Raw genomic sequence first — 16316 nt, forward strand, 5'->3', positions numbered from 1 at the left:
GGTCGCCCGCTCGACGACTTCACCCGCCGGCCAGGTAGACCTGCCGGTATCCGCTCCACACCGCCGGGCCCAAGTCCGCCGGTACGTGCGGGGGGAGCGGCCACATCGGGCCGCTCACCTCGCACAGGACCACATGCAGACCCTCGCCCGCGTCGAACCAGCGCAGCCCCACCGCCCCGGGCGCGCGCAGCAGTTCGGCGACGGCCTCCTCGTGCAGCCAACGCCCCATCGCCGCGCCCGAACCGTGCGCGGTCAGGTGCAGCAGCTTGTCGCCGGCCGGGAAGAGCCGGCTCGCCGATACGTTGGGCCAGCGGCGGATCTCCCGGCAGTCCAGCCGCAACGAGGTGACCGCGCCGCTCAGTTCGGGAGGCAGCGGGGTGCCGGCGGTGTCGTGCAGGTCGCCGCCGGCGGCGGCCTGGACCCCGAGGTGCTCGAGGTCGTAGACGGTCAGGTAGCGCGCCGCTGGCGGCCCGGCCTCGATCTCACCGTTGCCGAACGCACCGCACAACACGAAGCGGCGGGCCCGCCGGAATCCGGGCAGCCGCAGCAGATCGTCGTGGTGCCGGTCGCACCACGGCGAAAACGTGCCGTCGAGCGCCTCGGGCAGGTCCGATCGCAGGTGCAACAGACCCGCACCCGTGGGGAATCCGTCCAGGTCCAGACGCGGTATCGCGGGCTGATCGGACATGGTTTGCGCCTCCCCCGGAGCCCTCGCGCCCGGTTGTCCCTGGCGCAGGCGGGAACTGACGGAGGGTCATAGCTTTGTTACCCACCGGTCGCCGAAAGCATGTCCTCTTTGCCGAACATCCGGGCCGCCTCACGCGCGCTCGGCGTGCCCGCGTCCGGGTCGGCACCGGCACCCACGAGCGCCGCGACCACCGCGCGCTCGTTCTTGAACACGGCGCCCGCGAGCGGGGTCTGACCGCGGTCGTTGGCCCGGTCCGGGTCCGCGCCGCGGGCGAGCAACGCACCGACCGCGTCGGCGTGTCCGTGGTAGGCGGCGAGCATCAGCAACGTGTCTCCCCGGTCGTTGGCCAGGTTCACCGGCAGACCGGCGTCCACGTAGCGGCCGAGCGTCTCGGCGTCGCCGGTGCGCGCGGCCTCGAACAGCCGCCCGGCCAGCTCCGCGATCGCCTGCTCGTCCGGTGCGGACCCCTGTTCCGGCTGCTGCCCCGGCTGCTGCTCGCTCATGATCGACCTCCGAGAACGCGACGACGTACGGATCCGGCGGTCGAGCCGACCCCGACCCGACCGGATCCGAACCTATCGGGTGGCGCGCCGGGGCCGCGGCGCCGCCGGCCGCGGCGCGCGTGTGAGAATCGGTGCGATCGTGGCCCCGGATCCCAAGGAGACGGCTCGTGCGCCATCCGCACCACCTCGACCTCGACGCCTACTTCGCCCGCACCGGCTGGTCGGGCGAGCGGGCACCCACCTGGGCCACGCTGCGTTCGCTGCATCTGGCGCACGTGGTCGGCATCCCGTTCGAGAATGTCGAAGTCCTCCTGGGCGGAGTGCCCTCGCTGGAGCCGGCCGACCTGGAGGACAAGCTGGTCCGTCAGGGCCGGGGCGGCTACTGCTTCGAACACAACCTGCTCTTCGCCGGCGTGCTGGAGGCACTGGGCTTCGGGGTCACCCGGTTGGCCGCGCGGGTGCGGATGGGCTCGGACGCGATCCGCCCGATGACGCACATGCTGCTCGCGGTCGAGGTGCCCGGCGAGGCGCACCCCTACATCGCCGACGTCGGCTTCGGCAGCGGCGGCCTGCTGGAGCCGCTGCCGCTGCTGCCGGGCGTGGCCAGCCCGCAGGGGGCCTGGCGCTTCCGCCTGGTGCGCGAGGACGACCTGTGGCTGTTGCAGACCGTCTACGGCGAGGACGGCTGGTTCACCGTGTACGCGTTCACCCTGGAGCGCCGCGAGACGGTCGACTTCGAGGTGGCCAACTGGTACGTGGCGACGAATCCGCGCTCGCCGTTCCGCAATACGCTGCGCGTGCAGTGCAGCGGTCCGCATCGGCGGGCGTACATCGACGACCGGCGGTTGACCGTGGTGCACAGCAACGGGTCCCGGGAGGAACGCGAGTTGGCGGACGACCACGAGGTGCTTCGGCTCCTGGTCCGCGACTTCGGGTTGCTGCTGCCCTGGGACACCGCCTTCCCCGAGCCGTCCCAGTCATCCGGGCGCCGCGAAACCTCCCGGCCCCCCGAATCCGCCACGCGACCCGAGGAGAGCTGAGCCATGTCCTTCGACAAGCAGGTGCAGGTCACCGCCGAGCTGTACGACTACGTGCTGGACCACTCGCTCGCACCGGACGCGGTCCAGCGCGAGGTGATCGAACGCACCCGGCGAATGGGCCGGTTCGCCGGATTGCAGGTGCCGGCCGAGCAGGGCGCGCTGTTGACCCTGCTGTCGGGCGTGATCCGGCCCAAGGTCGCGGTCGAGGTCGGCACTTTCACCGGCTATTCGGCGCTGTGCATCGCCAAGGGCCTGGCCGAGGGCGGCCGGCTGCTGTGTTGCGACGTGTCCGAGGAGTGGACCGCGATCGCCCGCGAGGCGTGGCGCGAGGCGGGTGTGGCGGACCGGATCGACCTGCGGATCGCCCCGGCGCTGGAGACGCTGGACGCGCTGCCCTCGCACCCGCACATCGACCTGGTGTTCCTGGACGCGAACAAGGACGGCTACATCTCCTACTGGGAGGCGCTGATCCCCCGGATGCGTCCGAACGGTCTGCTGATCGTCGACAACGTGCTCTACGGCGGTCTGGTCCTCAAGCCGAACGGCGACCCGACGCCGGAGGCGGTGGCCGCGTTCAACGCCCACGTCAAGGCGGACCCGAGGGTCGAGCCGGTGATGCTTCCGGTCGCGGACGGCATCACCCTGGCCCGGGTGAAGGAGCTGGACGAACTGTGATCCGCCGGGCCGGACGAGTCGTGGTGACCCGTCCGGCCCGGCCGCTCGACCTGCCCTGCCCACTCAGCCGCGGTCGGCCAGGATCCGGCGCAGGCGTTTGGCCTCGGTGACCGCCCGGGAGGCGCCCTTCCGGTCGGCCAGCTCGTCCAGCCCCCGGATCGCCCCGGCCGGCCCGCCGCCGGCCGCGGCGGCGGTCTCCGCGGCCACCGAAAGGGCGTCCGCGAGGCCGGTGCTCTTCGTCCCCGCGAGCAGATCGGGCAGGAAGCCGCTCAACACGCCCCACACCGCCGCTCCCGCGCCCGCCCGGGCCGCGTCCCGCAACGAGGCGACCACCCGGGTGGTCTTCAGGCCCCGGGTCCGCACCGCCTCGCCGATGTCGCGGCCCAGCGCCGCGGTGTCCCACGCGTCGCCCCGGGCCGCCAGGGTCACCAGGGCGTCCACCGCGGCGGCGCGGTCCTCGGCCGCCCGGGCGCCGAGCGCGTAGGCCAGCGCGAGCGACATGCCCGGACCGAGCGGGCCGTGCGACTCGGCCAGGGCGGGCAGGATCTCCGCGCCTCGAGAACTCCCGTCGATCCCGCGCTGGGTACGGATCGCCACGTGCGCGGCGATCGTGTCCCGATCCCGGGGCAGCAGCAGCGGCCAGCAGTGCATGTCCGGCTCGGTGTTCTCGGACCAACCGGCCCCGCGCGCGGCGGCCCCCGCGTCGGCCAGGTCGTACAGGACCGACGCGCTCTTGGGCAGCAGTTCGCGGTCGCCGGGGACGACCGTGGCCAGCGGGCCGTCGGAGTGCGCCCAGGTCCGGTCCCGGTAGGAGAACTCGCGGTGGATCCGGTCGAAGCGCCGGCGCCCGACGACTCCGGCCGGCGGCCCGCCCGCGGCCAGCACCGCGGCCACCCGCCGCCCGGCGGGCGAGGTGAGCCGGCCGGCCCGGGCGATCAGGTCGGGGTCGATGTCGGCGGGCAGCCGCAGCAGCGCCTGGTCGACGTCGCGACGCCACGGGGTGTGCTCGGACGCCTCCCACTGTTCCAGGCCCGCCACGAGGGCCCGGGGGTCCACGAAGCCGGTCGCGTCGGCGATCTCGGCCAGGTGCGGACCGCTGTACGGCACCCGCAGCCGGGTGCCCACCTCGTACAGGCGCGCGAGCAGGAAGCGCTGCGCGGGTTCGAGTCGGTCCACGTCGACCTTGGATCCGGGGATCAGGTCGTGGTCGGAAGCCTCGGTGCCCTTGCCGAACAGGCTGCGGAACCAGCCCGTTCGGGAGCCGCCGTAGCCGGTGGCGGCGGCCACCAGCGCGCCGACCGCGCCCTGCACCTGATGGATGAACCAGTGCTGCTCGATGATGTGTGCGTGCCGTTCGGTGAGCGGCAGCAGCGCGGTGTGCAACGCCTGGCGGTCGCGGGCATGTTCGCGCAACATCGCGGAGACGATCCGCTCCACCGCGAGCGGATCGGTGGCCCGGCCGCGCGGGTTCACCCACGGGTTGGCGGTGCCGGCGAACAACACCGCGAGTTCCTCGACGAGTTCGTCGAGCGAGCCGATCGGCGGCGGCAGTTCGCGCACCGGCGGCGGCGCGAGCAGCGGCAGCGAATCCGGCTCGGCGACCACGCTCTCGCCGATCAGCGCCGCCGCGTCCGGGCGCAGTGCCTCGCCCAGCAGCGGCAGTTGTGCGCGCACCTCGTCGTACACGAGGGCGGCCTGATCCGCGGGCAGCTTGCCGACGTGCTTGGCGATCAGGATCAGCGCGCGCTCCTGGAGATCGACGGCGGTCGAGCCGAACGCGGTGCAGGCACCGGCCAGCAGGGTGCCCGCGTGCTCGGGGTGACGCTTGATCGCCTGGCCGAGCCAGACGAGTTGGCCGCGGACCAGCTTCTTCTCGCTCCGGAACAACACCGCCCGGCTCGCCTCGGCGAGTCGTTCCGCGTCGAGCCGGCCCGCCGCGTCCAGTCGACGCAGCACCTCCTGGGCGGTCCCGGCCACCGGCGAGGGTGCGTCCGGGAGCAGGCGCAGGTAGGAGTCGACGCGGGCGGCGAGTTCGTCGTCGGTGGGCGCCATCGCGTCGTGCAAACGTATGAACGCCCTTGATGCGCCCAAGCGTTCGCCGCGCAACAGGCGGGAGAGGCAGCCGTCCAGGACGGTGTCCCGCTCGATCACCTTCGCGTCGGCGAGTTCGGCCAGTGCCGCGCCCCAGCGCGACTGTCCGGCCTGCTGCCAGGAATCCTGGCTCTCCAGCCGTGCGCCGACCCCGTCGGCCTCGAACAGGGCGGGCAGCAGGTCGGCGAAGTAGGGGTCCTCGCGCAACCGCTCGGCGAGCGTGTGCCCCTCCCCGATGCTCTCGCGCCCCACCTTGTCCAACCAGCGCACCACGAAGCCGGCCGTGGTCGGCGTGGGCAGGCCGCCGCCGCGCACCAGCGCGTCCACCACGTCCCAGTGGTTGCCCCAGGGTTCGACCGGCATCTTCGCGGCGAGCCGGTTCGCGATCTCCGGCAGCCAGGCCGGGTTGCGCTGGGCGAGCAGGGTGTGGACGGCGCGTTCGTCGCCACCGCGTCGGCTGGGCCAGGTCATGTCCTCGCGGGAGAGCCACTGGGCGATCCCGGCCGGCCCGCCCAGGCACGCGATGCCGGCGTAGCGCAACGAGCGCAGGCCGCGCGGGGTGTCCCGGAGCGCGCGGATCGCCTCCTTGTACTCCGGCAGCAGCTTGCGGCGTTCGGCCTCGGTGCGGCCGGCGAACAGGGCGATGATCGCCGTCGGGTCCTCGGTCCGTTCGCCCTGGTCGGGCAGGGCCGCCTGCACCTGCGCCCAGGTGAGCGGCGCCCGGGTCCCGGCGGGGGTCGTGCTCCCGGTGTTCGGTTCGGTCCCGGTCATCGGTTCGCCTCCTGCGCTGCGGGGGCCGTCGCGGCCGGGTCGCCGGCGGCCCGGCCGCGCACGATCTGCGTGGCGAGCAGATGCTTGCAGGGCCCGCGCCCGCCCCGGTACTCGGCCCACCACTGGCACGTGCAGCTCCCCGCTCCGGCGAGCCGCAGGCCGTAGGTGTTCTCGCCGCTGCGCACGGTGGCGCTCTCGCCGGTCCCGGTCAGCGTCACCGCTCCTGCGGCCACCAGGGCGTGCGCGTCCCGCAGGCGCGGGTTCATCCGCTCCACGCTGCCGGTGTCGTAAGGGAGTTCGCGGTGGTAGTAGGCCGCCTCGGCGACGTCGTAACCGATCCGACCGCCGGTGCCCAGCCGGACCAGCGCGGCCCGCACCCGGTCCGCGGCGAGTCCCGAGCGTGCGGTCAACTCGCCCACCTCGACCCGGGGTTCCCAGGCCAGCAGGGCCGAGATCAGGTCGGCGTCCGCGGCGCCGGAGTCGGCGGCCAGGCCGGTGAGCACCGCACCCTCGCCGGAGAAGCCCCGAGCCGGGTCCGGGGACAGGGTCAGGGTCAGTCGCATGCCCGGCAGTTCGATCTCCCACGCGGAGGACACCGCGCTGCTGCGCGCGTGCACGGCGGGCCCGTAGACGCGCAACGCCAGCGCGTGTCGCAACAACCGGGTCAGCGCCTGGAGTCGGTCCGGCCCCGGCAGGCACACCGCGCCCGGCAGCGGACGGGCGGTCAGCCGCAGCGAACGCCCGGCCGGGACCGCCCACAGCGGCTGCCGGGCGCCCCGGGGCAGCGCGCGCACGAACCGCACCGCCTCGCCCGCCGCGAGTTCGGCGCGCAGGTCGAACCCGGCCGAGATCACCTGGACTTCGGCGAATCCGCGCAGCCAGCGCTCGGGCAGCGGGACCTTCTTCTCCACGACCGGCCCGTCGAAGGTGGTGACGGTCACATCGTCGGGTCCGACCGCCAGGTGCAGTGGATCGGCGCCGCCGACCTTGGCCAACGCCTCGCGCAGCGGCGCGTTGACGTCCACGTTGGTGGTGCCGGTGCCGAACATCTCGCCGTCGATGCCGGCCGGCAGCACGTCCAGCCGGGCGTGCACGCCGCAACACGCGGAGAACGACTCGAAGCGCAGCCGGTCGCCGTTGCCGGTCACCACCGGATCGAGCAGACCCGGCCGCATCGGTTGGTAGTAGCGCGCCGCCGCGACGTCGGCGACCGCGAGCAGTCCGCCCGCCGCCGCCTCGGGCGCGGTCAGGAAGCCGTCGAAGAAGCGCGGGAAGGGGGTCAGGCCGTGCGAACCGAGGCCGCCGCAGGTTTGCAGCCCGAGCGAGCGTTCGCCGTCGACGGCGGCGAGCGTGGAGGACCGCAGATAGGTGAAGGAGTGCACCGGGGAGGACATGCGGAAAACGGTAGACACCCCGTCCGACAGCGGTAGTCGGCCCCGCCGGCCCCGGTTCGGCCGGTCCGCCGAACCGAACGGGTGGGCCTGCGCGGTTCTTTCGTGGCCGATTCGGGAACCTCGGCGCGCGGGCGGGCGAGCCGGCGCGGGGCCGCCGCGGCGTACTCGTACGGCGGTGGATACGACACGAGTCACGGATTGCGCGCGCAGCGTACCGATCGACTCGTTCGTTCGTCGGAAACATCCGGATTACCCGATAGTAGAGGGGGATTCGCGGTGCCGCGGCATCGATTAGGTGGTATCACCTGTGCGAGCATGGGCGGCTGGGGCCCGGGGTCCGAACATGAGCCGCGGAACTGCGGCACATGGACGACTCGGGTGGGTGGTGGCACATCGTCAAGAGAGTGCTGTTGTAACCATGATCCGAGGACGCGTGGCAACGCGCCGGCATACTATGCGCTGGTCCATTCAGCCGGAGGTAGCAGATGCCCGCAACGCAGCCGGGGAGCGGCTCGACGGTTCGCCGTATTCTCCTCGGTTCCCAGCTTCGCCGCCTGCGCGAAGCGAAGGGGATTACGCGGGAGGAGGCCGGTTACGAGATCCGTGCCTCCGAATCCAAGATCAGCCGAATGGAACTGGGGCGCGTCAGCTTCAAGGAGCGCGACGTGGCTGACCTCCTCACGATGTACGGAGTGGGCGACGAGACCGAGCGCGCGGCGCTGCTCGGCCTCGCGGCGGAGGCCAACGCCCAGGGCTGGTGGCACAACTACAACGACATCCTGCCGAGTTGGTTCCAGGTCTACGTGGGCCTGGAGGAGGCCGCGTCGGTGATCCGCACCTACGAGGTGCAGTTCGTGCCCGGCCTGCTCCAGACCCCGGACTACGCACGGGCCGTGGTGATCGCCGGTCAGCCCTCCGCGTCGGCGGCCGAGGTGGACCGCCGGGTGGGGCTGCGGATGCAGCGGCAGTCGATCCTTTACCGCGACAAGCCGCCCAGGTTGTGGGTCGTGCTGGACGAGGCGGCCCTGCGGCGCCCGATCGGCGGTCGGGACGTGATGCGCGATCAGGTCCGGCACCTGATCGAAATGGCCGCCCTGCCGAATGTCACGATCCAGATCATGCCGTTCCGGTTCGGTGCGCACGCGGCCGAGGGCGGCCCGTTCCTGTTGTTGCGGTTCCCCGAGAGCGACCTGCCGGACGTGGTCTACCTGGAACAGCTCACGAGCGCGCTCTATCTGGACAAACGCGACGAGGTCGACGCGTACACCGAGGTCATGGACCGGTTGAGCGTGGACGGCATGCCGCCCGACAAGAGTGTGGATCTGCTACAGCGGATCCTGAAGGAGAACTGACCCGGATCGACGTGCGTGGACCCACCCGGGCGGAGCGTCCCGGGCGGGCTTTCACGCGAGCAGGTTGTCGAAGTCCCCGTCCTTGGCCCCGAGGATGAGCGCCTCGATCTCGGCGCGCGTATAGATCAGCGCCGGTCCGTCGGGGTGACGCGAATTGCGGACCGCGACGTCGCCGTTCGGCAACGCCGCCATTTCGACGCAATTGCCCTGCGAGTTGCTCCGGCGACTCTTCTGCCAGGTGACCCCGTCGAGCGCGGTCGCCGATACCCCGTTGTGCGTTGCCTGCATGACGCTTCTCCTGGACCTCTCGCCGAGCGACCCGACGGCGGTCGCCCGCCCCCGGTTGCGGCACGTGTCGTTCCTTCGTCCCGGTCCGTCGCAATTTCTTCCAGAACCGGTCCGACTTACGCATGCACGTGCATCTGACCATGCATATGCAGCGTACAACGGTGATGATAGCGCAGCCCGACTTCACTCACACGGGAGGGCTCAGGCATTCCTCAAGGTTTCAAAGGAACCGTAAAAGCTGCTTAAGAGGCGGGGGACGAAACGGGCGTAAGAATGCAGAAAACCCGTCGAAGGATCGACGGGTAAACGCTTCACACCTTAATTCGGTTGCCGCTTCCGAATGTGAATTAGAACTCTCCACAAACCTGCAACGCCGGCATGGAACGCAATGCGTTCCGAAGACTGCAGAACGTGTGTGTCAGGCCGGTATCTCGAACATCGCCCAGACGACCTTTCCGGTGCGTCGGCCCATACCGTCCAGTGGGAACCAGCCCCACGAATCACTGAAACAGCCGACCAGATACAGACCCCGACCGGATTCCTCGTCCTCACCGCCGGCCTGGGTCTCCGGGAGGCTCTCACCGGGATCCTGAACCGCGCACATCACCCGCTCCCCCTTGCGCAACAGCGCGAGTTGGATGTTGTGCGCGACATCGGCGGCATCGTCGCGGCCGGCGCCGAGACCGTGACACAGCGCGTTGGTGACGAGCTCGGACACGACCAGCGCGAGGTCGTCCTCCAGGCATGCGGCCCCCCAACCGGCGAGCACCGACTGGGTGAAGTCCCGAGCGGCCTTGACCGACTCACGGCGGGCGGCGAGGGCTTGTATCGCGATATCGGATGTTGGGCCCATATCCCCGGCCAGAGGCTCCATCCACTGAAACGTCGACGTCCGGAACCCTGTGGGACTCGCGACGGTCATCCGTGCCTCCGAGCGGGTACTGGTCCCCGGCCTGTTGGGAACGCCGCCAGAGGACTCGCCTCACAGAGCGTCCATGCACATGCGCGTGCACATGCACACACTTCATTATGAGGATGCCGACCCCAACTGCAAGACCGGATGCACGTGCATCGACGATTTCTGCGTCTGCACCACGCCGATGCACGTGCATTTCGATCGATCAAGGTTCGCTTTACGTCCGGATCCCGGACATATCAGGGAACCGGTCTTTTCCTTCTTTTGGCCATACCTCGGGAATAATCCGGACAAGCTACGCGCACCGTGGTCGGCCGGCTGCCGACCGTGCACGTTCGAGCGGTCAGGCCGAGGCACCCGACGGCTGTCGGGGGGCCTGCCGGGTCGCGTCGGCCGAGCCGTTCCCGCGCCCTGTGAACTGAATCACCAGGGCCGCACCGGCGAGCAGGAAGACCGCCAGACCCGGACCGAGCAGCAGCCACGGCATGACCGAGACCTCGGTCTCCTCGTCCGGAATGCTGTCCGCGTCCTTGAAGGTGTCGACGTTCGCGCCGATGTTCTCCACCAGGGCGTTGAACTTGGCCAGGATGCGGTCCGTCTCGACCAGCCCCTTGCCGACCTTGGGGTACTGGGTGGACAACTCGGCGGTGAACTGCGGCAGCGGCTTGCGCAGCAGCGCGGCCATCGACGGCAGCGACTTGGTCTTCATCCCGGCCGCCATCTTGCCCAGCGTGTCCAGGTCGTTGTGCGCCTGCGCGTATCCGGCGTCGGTGAAGGTCGGGCGGAAGGCGGTGAACATCTTCTCGGACGCCTTGGTCTTGCCGATCACCCCGGTGGCGAAGGTGCCGATCACCATGCCCAGCCCGACCACGGCGGCCAGCGCCAGACACACCGTGCTCACCACGACCCGGTTGCCGACCAGGGAGAACAGCAGGCCGCCCGCGCCGACCACGAGCAACACGATGCCCGGGATCAGGTAGAGATAGGTGACCGCCGTATTGGGGGCGTCGGCCGTCGGAATGTCGTCGGCCTGGCGGAAGTTCGCGGCCTGCGCGTCCATGGTGCCCGCGAGCTTGTTGAACCGGGGCATGATCGTGGGCAGTTCCTTGAGGCCCTTGCCCACCTCGGGGGCGGTCACGCCCATCAGGTTGATCAGCGCCGGCGTCTCGATCCCGGCCTGCTTCGCCAGGCCCGGCAGTGTCTCCGCCTGGAGCTGGGCGAGCATCTCGTTCATCGTGACCAGATCGGTCCGGCTCTGCGCGATCGCGGCCGGGGTGAAGGCCGGGCGGAAGTCATTGGTCAGATTGTCGACAGCCTGCGTCTTCTTCGGCAGGCCGGCGGCCAGCGGGAAGATGATCAGGGCCGCACCCAGCAGGGCGATCAGCACCAGCGCCACGTGGCGGTATGCACGCACAGCGGGTTCTCCCTTCGCTTTCCGTTATTCCTCGGATCGTATGGGTGATCGCCGCGATCAGCCCGGACCCGCACGGCGGAAAGCACCTGTTCTCGTTGTTTGTCACTCGGGCAGCCGATCTTCGCAAAGAGCAACCCGCCAGTCAGCTACCGGCAAGTAATGTCATGGGATCGAGATCTCCGGCACATCGCTCGCCCCGGCGGCCGATGCCATGGATCGGTCCACCACCAGGGGCTACCTTTGCGCCCGCCGGCTCGTGCGAGCGGCGAGGTGTGAACGGAGGTCGCCGGTGGATCTTGAACCGACGGAAGATCAAAAGGCGGTACGGGCCGTCTTTTCGCAGTTCTTCACGGACCGATGCCCCATTTCCGCGGTGCGCGCGGCCGAGCCGCTCGGATTCGCGGCGGACCTGTGGCACCGGCTGGCGGCGATGGGTGCGCCCGGGATGGCGCTGCCCGAACGGGTCGGTGGCGGCGGAGCCGGCCGATCACACCTGATCCTGTTGCTGCACGAGGCCGGGCGGGTCTTGGCGCCGGTGCCGCTGAGCGGGCACCTGGCCGCGTCCCCGCTGCTGGTCGACACCCCCTGGGGTGCGGAGGCGGCCGAGGGCACCGTGATCGCGGCGCCCGCACTGCGACCGGCCGTGGACGGACTGGCCCGCCTGGTGCCCGGCGGCGCGGTCGCGCACGTCGTGGTGGCCCTGGACGAGGACGAGTTGGTCGCCGTGCGCGGCGAGCCCCCGATGACCGCGCCGGTCAACCACGCGTGCGCGCCGCTCGCCGACCGCTACGTGCGCGACGACCTGGGTGGTCGGGTCGTGCTGGCCACCGGTGAGGAGGCGGCGCGGCGCTTCGCGGCGTTGCGGCGCGAGTGGCAGTTGTATACGGCGGCCACGCTGGTCGGGTTGGCCGAGCGGGCGTTGGAGCTGGCGGTGGCGTACACGCTGGAGCGTGAGCAGTTCGGCAAGCCGATCGGTGCGTTCCAGGCGGTCCAGCAGGGGTTGGCCGATCTGGTCGGGCCGCTGGACGGGATCCGGCTGCTGACCGCGCGGGCCGCGTGGGGTGCCGACGAGGGCGATCCGGCGGAGGCCGGCCGACTCGCGGTGATGGCCTACCTGGCGGCGACCGAGGCGGCCCGCGCCACGACGTATCGCGCGGTGCACTTCCACGGCGGCTACGGGGTGACCCTGGAATACGACATCCAGCTCTACTTCCGCCGCGCCCGGGGTTGGCCACTGGTCCTGGGCGACCCGGACGAGGAGTACCAGCGGTTGGCCGACGACCTCTTCGGACCTGTGGGGAGCATCTGATGGACTTTCGACCGAAGGAGTCGGTGGAGGAGTTCCGGCGCTGGATCCGGGAGTTCGTCGCGGCGCACCTGACCGAGGACATGGTCGAACGGGCTCGGCGCACCGGCACGTTCCACGACTGGGAGTTCCATCGCGCGCTCGCCGCGACCGGGGTGATCGCCGAGGGCATGGCCGGGCCCGGGCGCAGCACCGGCCGTGATCCGTTGGAGTTGTACGTCCTGTTCGACGAACTGGGACTGGCCGACGCGCCGTTCTTCGGGCTGGCCAACACGATGCTGGTGGCGGGCATCGTCGAGCAGATCGGCAGCGCGTTCCATCTGGCCGAGGTGTTGCCCCGGTTCCACCGCGGCGAGGCGATCGCGGCGCTGGGCTACAGCGAGCCGGGCTCGGGCTCGGACGTGGCCGCGGCGGCCACTCGCGCGGAGCGGGTGCTGGGCCATCCGGAGGACGAGCCGGTGTGGCTGGTCAACGGGCAGAAGATGTTCACCACGCTCGTGCACGAGGCCGGTTACGTGATCCTGCTGACTCGCACCGACCCGGAGGTGGCCAAGCATCGGGGGCTGACCATGTTCCTGGTGCCGATGGATCTGCCGGGCATCTCCTTCCAGCCGGTCGAGACGATGGGCGGAGACCGTACCAACATCACCTACTTCACCGACGTTCGGGTGCCCGATCGTTGGCGGCTGGGCGAGGTCGACGGCGGGTGGGGGGTGATGAAGGTGGCGCTGGCGTACGAGCGCGGGGTGTTCGGCAACATGAACCAGGGGGTGTCGCTGCTGCGGCGGTTCACCCGGTGGGCGGCCGAGACCGGGGCGATGGACGACACCGCGGTGCGCAAGCGGCTGGCCCGGATCGCGATCGACAACGAGATCACCGCGCTGTTGGCGCTGCGGCCGGCGCTGATCGCCAGTGCGGGCGGGTTGCCGACCACCGAGGGCTCGATCGCGAAGTTGTTCGCGAGCGAGGCGTACAACCGCGCCGCCGAGGCGTGCCTGGACATGGCCGGGCCCGAGGGCCTGCTCGGCGAGCCCGGGGACGCGTGGTTCGTCGACCACGCCGCGCGGGACGCCCCGGTGACCACGATCTACGGCGGGACCAGCGAGATCCAGCGCAACAACATCGCCGAACATCGATTGGGGCTGCCCCGGGCACGGTAATCGTGGCCCGCCGGCGGTGTGGTGTCCGGGCTCCACCGATATGACGGGCTCGGCCGACCGACTCGGATGGCGGGCGGCCGAACGGGTGGCCGGGGCGCGGGTCGCTTCATGGCAGACTTCGGCACCGTTCACACCGGTGAGCGAAACGGAGTTTCTGCCATGCGGCCGCTGCACGACGAGGACCCTTCGAGCGTTGGTGCCTACCGATTGGTGGGCCGGCTCGGCGAAGGGACCACGGCTCGGACCTATCTGGGGGCCGCGCCCGACGACACGCCCGTCGTCGTGCGGGTGATCCGGGCCGACCTCGGGCGTGATCCCGCCTTCCGGGCCCGTTTCGGCGAAGAGGTGGACGCCGCGCGGCGGTTGCCCGGCCTGGGTACGGCGATGATCCTGGACGCGGACACCACCGGACGTCAGCTCTGGTACGCCACCACCCACCTCCCGGGCCCGACCCTGGAGGAGACGGTGCGCCGGCACGGCCCGTTGCCCGGTCATTCGTTGCGGGTGCTCGCCGGTCGACTGGCGACCGCCCTGGGTGGGTTGCACGCGGTCGGGTTGCAGCACGGCCGGCTCGATCCGGCTTCGGTGCTGCTCGGCACGGACGGGCCGTGGTTGCCCGGACTGGGGATCGCGCACGGGTCGGCCGGCTCGTCGGTGACCGCCGACGGCGTGGTGATCGGCACCGTGCTCGACTCCCCCGGTTTCCGTTCGCCGGAGCAGGTGCGGGATCTGCCGGTGGGTCCGGCCGCCGACGTGTTCTCGCTCGGGTCCGTACTGACGTTCGCCGCGACCGGCGGCGGCCCGTTCGACCGGGGCGGGGTGGGTTCGGTCGCCGATCGGGTCGCCGAGGGCGATCCCGAACTCGGCGACGTGCCCGCGTCGTTGCGCACCCTGATCGCCGCGTGCCTGGTCAAGGACCCCGCGCACCGACCCGCGCCGGAGGAGGTGGTCCGGGTCGCCGCGGGCACCCCGGGGCCGACCTGGCTGCCGGCGGCCGGCGCCGCGTGGGTGGCCGAGCGGGTGGCCAATCCGTGGGAGCCGCCGGAGCCGATGCCGGGCAGTGAGCCGTACGCGCCGGGCACCGTCCCGGCGCCGCCGCCGGGCAGCACGCCCGCGTCGGCGCCGGCGGCCGACGCCGAACCCGACTCGGCCCCGGCCCCGGCCTCGGCCCCCGAGGCCGCAACCCCGGTGGAACCGCCGGCCGCACCCGGGCCCGCCACGCCGGCCGCGCGCGCCGAATCCCCCTCCCGCGCACGTCGGTCCGGCGCCCGGGCCAAGTCCCGGCGCGGCTTCCTGGCGGTCGCCGCCGGCGCCGCGGTGCTCGGCGGCGTGGGCGCGGCCGTGGCGCTGAGCCGGGGCGGCGACTCGCCCAAGGCCGGGCCGAAGCCGAAGGCGCCGGTACCGCCGCCGAGCCCGACCGCGTCGACCGGCCCGAGCAGGCCCGCCTCGGTTCAGGAACTCACCGTCTGGACCACCGAGAACCTGGTGCCCGCCGCGCTGCTCGGCGACCTGGGCCTGGAGTTCGGGAAGAGCGGTTCCGGGGTCCGGCTGGGCAGCCGGCTCCAGTCCAAAGCCGGTTACACCCAGGCGCTGGAGCAGGCGTTGCGCGCGGGTCGCGGGCCGGACGTGTTCGAATTGGACCTGCTCTCCGTGGCCCGGTTCAAGGCGGCCGACCTGATCATGGACCTGACGCCGCATCAGAGCCGGTTCGACACCACCACGTGGTTCCCCGCCGTGCGCGCCTCGGTCACCTCCGCCGGCCGGATCATGGCGCTGCCGCTGGCGGCGAACGTGCCGGTGGTGCTGTACGACAAGGGGCTGTTCCAGGCCGCCCAGGTGGGGGTGCCCAGCGACCGGGTGACCTGGGTCGCGGACCTGGAGAAGTTGCGTCTGGCCAATGCGAGCAACGCCGACTATCGCGCGCTGTACGTGCCCGGCGGCGCGTGGCCGATCCTGGCCTCGTGCGTGTGGGAGGACGACGGCACGATCGCGGTCCAGGAGGGCGACGCGTGGCGCGGCACGCTCGACCTGCCCGGCTCGGTCGAGGGGGCCAGGTTCTTCCGCCACCTCCAGTCGTACGCGCCGGACGCGGTCGGCGTGGCCAACGACGACCCGGCGATCACCACCCGGGTGACCAAGGGCAACGTCGCGTCGGTGATCGCCGATTCGGCGCTGTACGACGCGGTGGTGGCGACGAATCCGGCGCTGCGCGCGGTGTTGGGCGCGTTCGCGATCCCGGGCCGGACGGCGGGCAAGCCGGCCGCCGTCGGGGTGCGCGGCACGGTGCTCGCGGTGTCGGCGGGGAGCCTGTTCAAGGAAGCCGCGATGGACCTGTTGGCGCTGATCGCCACCGAGCGTTGGCGTTCGCGGATCGCGACCGAGGGCCGACTGGTCCCGGTGCGCACCGGGTTGGACCGGGCGGTGCCGCCGGACAATCCGATGATCCCGGCCTCGATCGCCGCGTTGCCGGTGGGCGGGCGGGCGTATCCGGTCGCCCCCGGCTGGTCCGAGCGCCCGCTGGCCGAGTTGGCCAAGCAGACCCTGGCCGGCGCCGATCCGCTGGCCGCGGCGGCGGCGGCGAATCCGATCGTGGCTCGGGAGTTCGGCGTATCGCCGGGTTGACGCGGCCCCCGGGCCCGAAGTCGGTGGATCTCCCGACCGGGCCCGGGCCGGCCCCGCTCTAAGGTTTGGCGAACATCCGTATCCCGCCAACCGGAG

General features: G+C 71.6%; 13 protein-coding genes. 6 read left to right on the forward strand and 7 right to left on the reverse strand.

Going from position 1 to position 16316, the window contains the following annotated elements; genetic code table 11:
- Nucleotides 1-19: 19 nt before the first annotated feature.
- The gene (locus tag ACH4U8_RS34605) at nucleotides 20-688 is read right to left on the reverse strand and encodes a hypothetical protein (protein ID WP_360309543.1); all 669 of its coding nucleotides are present in this window, start codon (nucleotides 686-688) and stop codon (nucleotides 20-22) included.
- 77 nt (nucleotides 689-765) lie between these two features.
- Nucleotides 766-1191 carry an ankyrin repeat domain-containing protein gene (locus ACH4U8_RS34610; protein WP_360309541.1) on the reverse strand — a complete coding sequence of 142 codons (426 nt, stop codon included), beginning with the start codon at nucleotides 1189-1191 and terminating at the stop codon, nucleotides 766-768.
- Nucleotides 1192-1358: 167 nt separating this feature from the next.
- Here ACH4U8_RS34610 and ACH4U8_RS34615 point away from each other — a divergent pair, with 167 nt between their 5' ends.
- Both ACH4U8_RS34615 and ACH4U8_RS34620 read left to right on the forward strand, forming a co-directional pair.
- Complete coding sequence (locus ACH4U8_RS34615) at nucleotides 1359-2231, forward strand: arylamine N-acetyltransferase (RefSeq protein ID WP_360309539.1); 873 nt, start codon at nucleotides 1359-1361, stop codon at nucleotides 2229-2231.
- Between the two features lie 3 nt (nucleotides 2232-2234).
- A complete protein-coding gene (locus tag ACH4U8_RS34620; RefSeq protein ID WP_360309537.1) occupies nucleotides 2235-2906 on the forward strand; it encodes an O-methyltransferase in 672 nt (223 codons plus the stop codon).
- 63 nt (nucleotides 2907-2969) lie between these two features.
- Here ACH4U8_RS34620 and ACH4U8_RS34625 read toward each other — a convergent pair whose 3' ends face one another.
- Complete coding sequence (locus ACH4U8_RS34625) at nucleotides 2970-5768, reverse strand: DUF6493 family protein (RefSeq protein ID WP_395782384.1); 2799 nt, start codon at nucleotides 5766-5768, stop codon at nucleotides 2970-2972.
- Nucleotides 5765-7162: an SWIM zinc finger family protein gene (locus ACH4U8_RS34630; protein ID WP_395782385.1), complete on the reverse strand. Its 1398-nt coding sequence runs from the start codon at nucleotides 7160-7162 to the stop codon at nucleotides 5765-5767. Before ACH4U8_RS34630 ends, ACH4U8_RS34625 begins: the two co-directional genes overlap by 4 nt.
- Nucleotides 7163-7647: 485 nt before the next feature.
- On the opposite strand from ACH4U8_RS34630, the gene ACH4U8_RS34635 reads away from it, so the two are divergent.
- The gene (locus ACH4U8_RS34635) at nucleotides 7648-8514 is read left to right on the forward strand and encodes a helix-turn-helix transcriptional regulator (RefSeq protein WP_360309531.1); all 867 of its coding nucleotides are present in this window, start codon (nucleotides 7648-7650) and stop codon (nucleotides 8512-8514) included.
- A gap of 51 nt (nucleotides 8515-8565) precedes the next feature.
- Here the strand turns inward: ACH4U8_RS34635 and ACH4U8_RS34640 are convergent, their stop codons facing one another.
- From ACH4U8_RS34640 to ACH4U8_RS34650, 3 genes are all read right to left on the reverse strand, one after another.
- Complete coding sequence (locus ACH4U8_RS34640; RefSeq protein WP_360309529.1) at nucleotides 8566-8802, reverse strand: DUF397 domain-containing protein; 237 nt, start codon at nucleotides 8800-8802, stop codon at nucleotides 8566-8568.
- A gap of 418 nt (nucleotides 8803-9220) precedes the next feature.
- The gene (locus ACH4U8_RS34645; protein WP_360309527.1) at nucleotides 9221-9655 is read right to left on the reverse strand and encodes an ATP-binding protein; all 435 of its coding nucleotides are present in this window, start codon (nucleotides 9653-9655) and stop codon (nucleotides 9221-9223) included.
- 406 nt (nucleotides 9656-10061) lie between these two features.
- Nucleotides 10062-11132, reverse strand: a complete 1071-nt coding sequence (locus ACH4U8_RS34650; RefSeq protein WP_395782386.1) for a hypothetical protein — start codon at nucleotides 11130-11132, stop codon at nucleotides 10062-10064.
- 211 nt (nucleotides 11133-11343) lie between these two features.
- Here ACH4U8_RS34650 and ACH4U8_RS34655 point away from each other — a divergent pair, with 211 nt between their 5' ends.
- From ACH4U8_RS34655 to ACH4U8_RS34665, 3 genes are all read left to right on the forward strand, one after another.
- Nucleotides 11344-12441 (forward strand): acyl-CoA dehydrogenase family protein, encoded by a 1098-nt coding sequence (locus ACH4U8_RS34655; protein WP_395782387.1) that lies wholly within the window; start codon nucleotides 11344-11346, stop codon nucleotides 12439-12441.
- On the forward strand, nucleotides 12441-13598 hold the full coding sequence (locus tag ACH4U8_RS34660; protein WP_360309521.1) for an acyl-CoA dehydrogenase family protein: 1158 nt from the start codon (nucleotides 12441-12443) through the stop codon (nucleotides 13596-13598). Before ACH4U8_RS34655 ends, ACH4U8_RS34660 begins: the two co-directional genes overlap by 1 nt.
- A 159-nt stretch (nucleotides 13599-13757) precedes the next feature.
- Nucleotides 13758-16220 (forward strand): serine/threonine-protein kinase, encoded by a 2463-nt coding sequence (locus tag ACH4U8_RS34665; protein WP_395782388.1) that lies wholly within the window; start codon nucleotides 13758-13760, stop codon nucleotides 16218-16220.
- The last annotated feature ends 96 nt before the right edge of the window (nucleotides 16221-16316 follow it).

The sequence above is a fragment of the Embleya sp. NPDC020886 genome (assembly GCF_044333915.1).
Classification (GTDB): Bacteria; Actinomycetota; Actinomycetes; order Streptomycetales; family Streptomycetaceae; genus Embleya.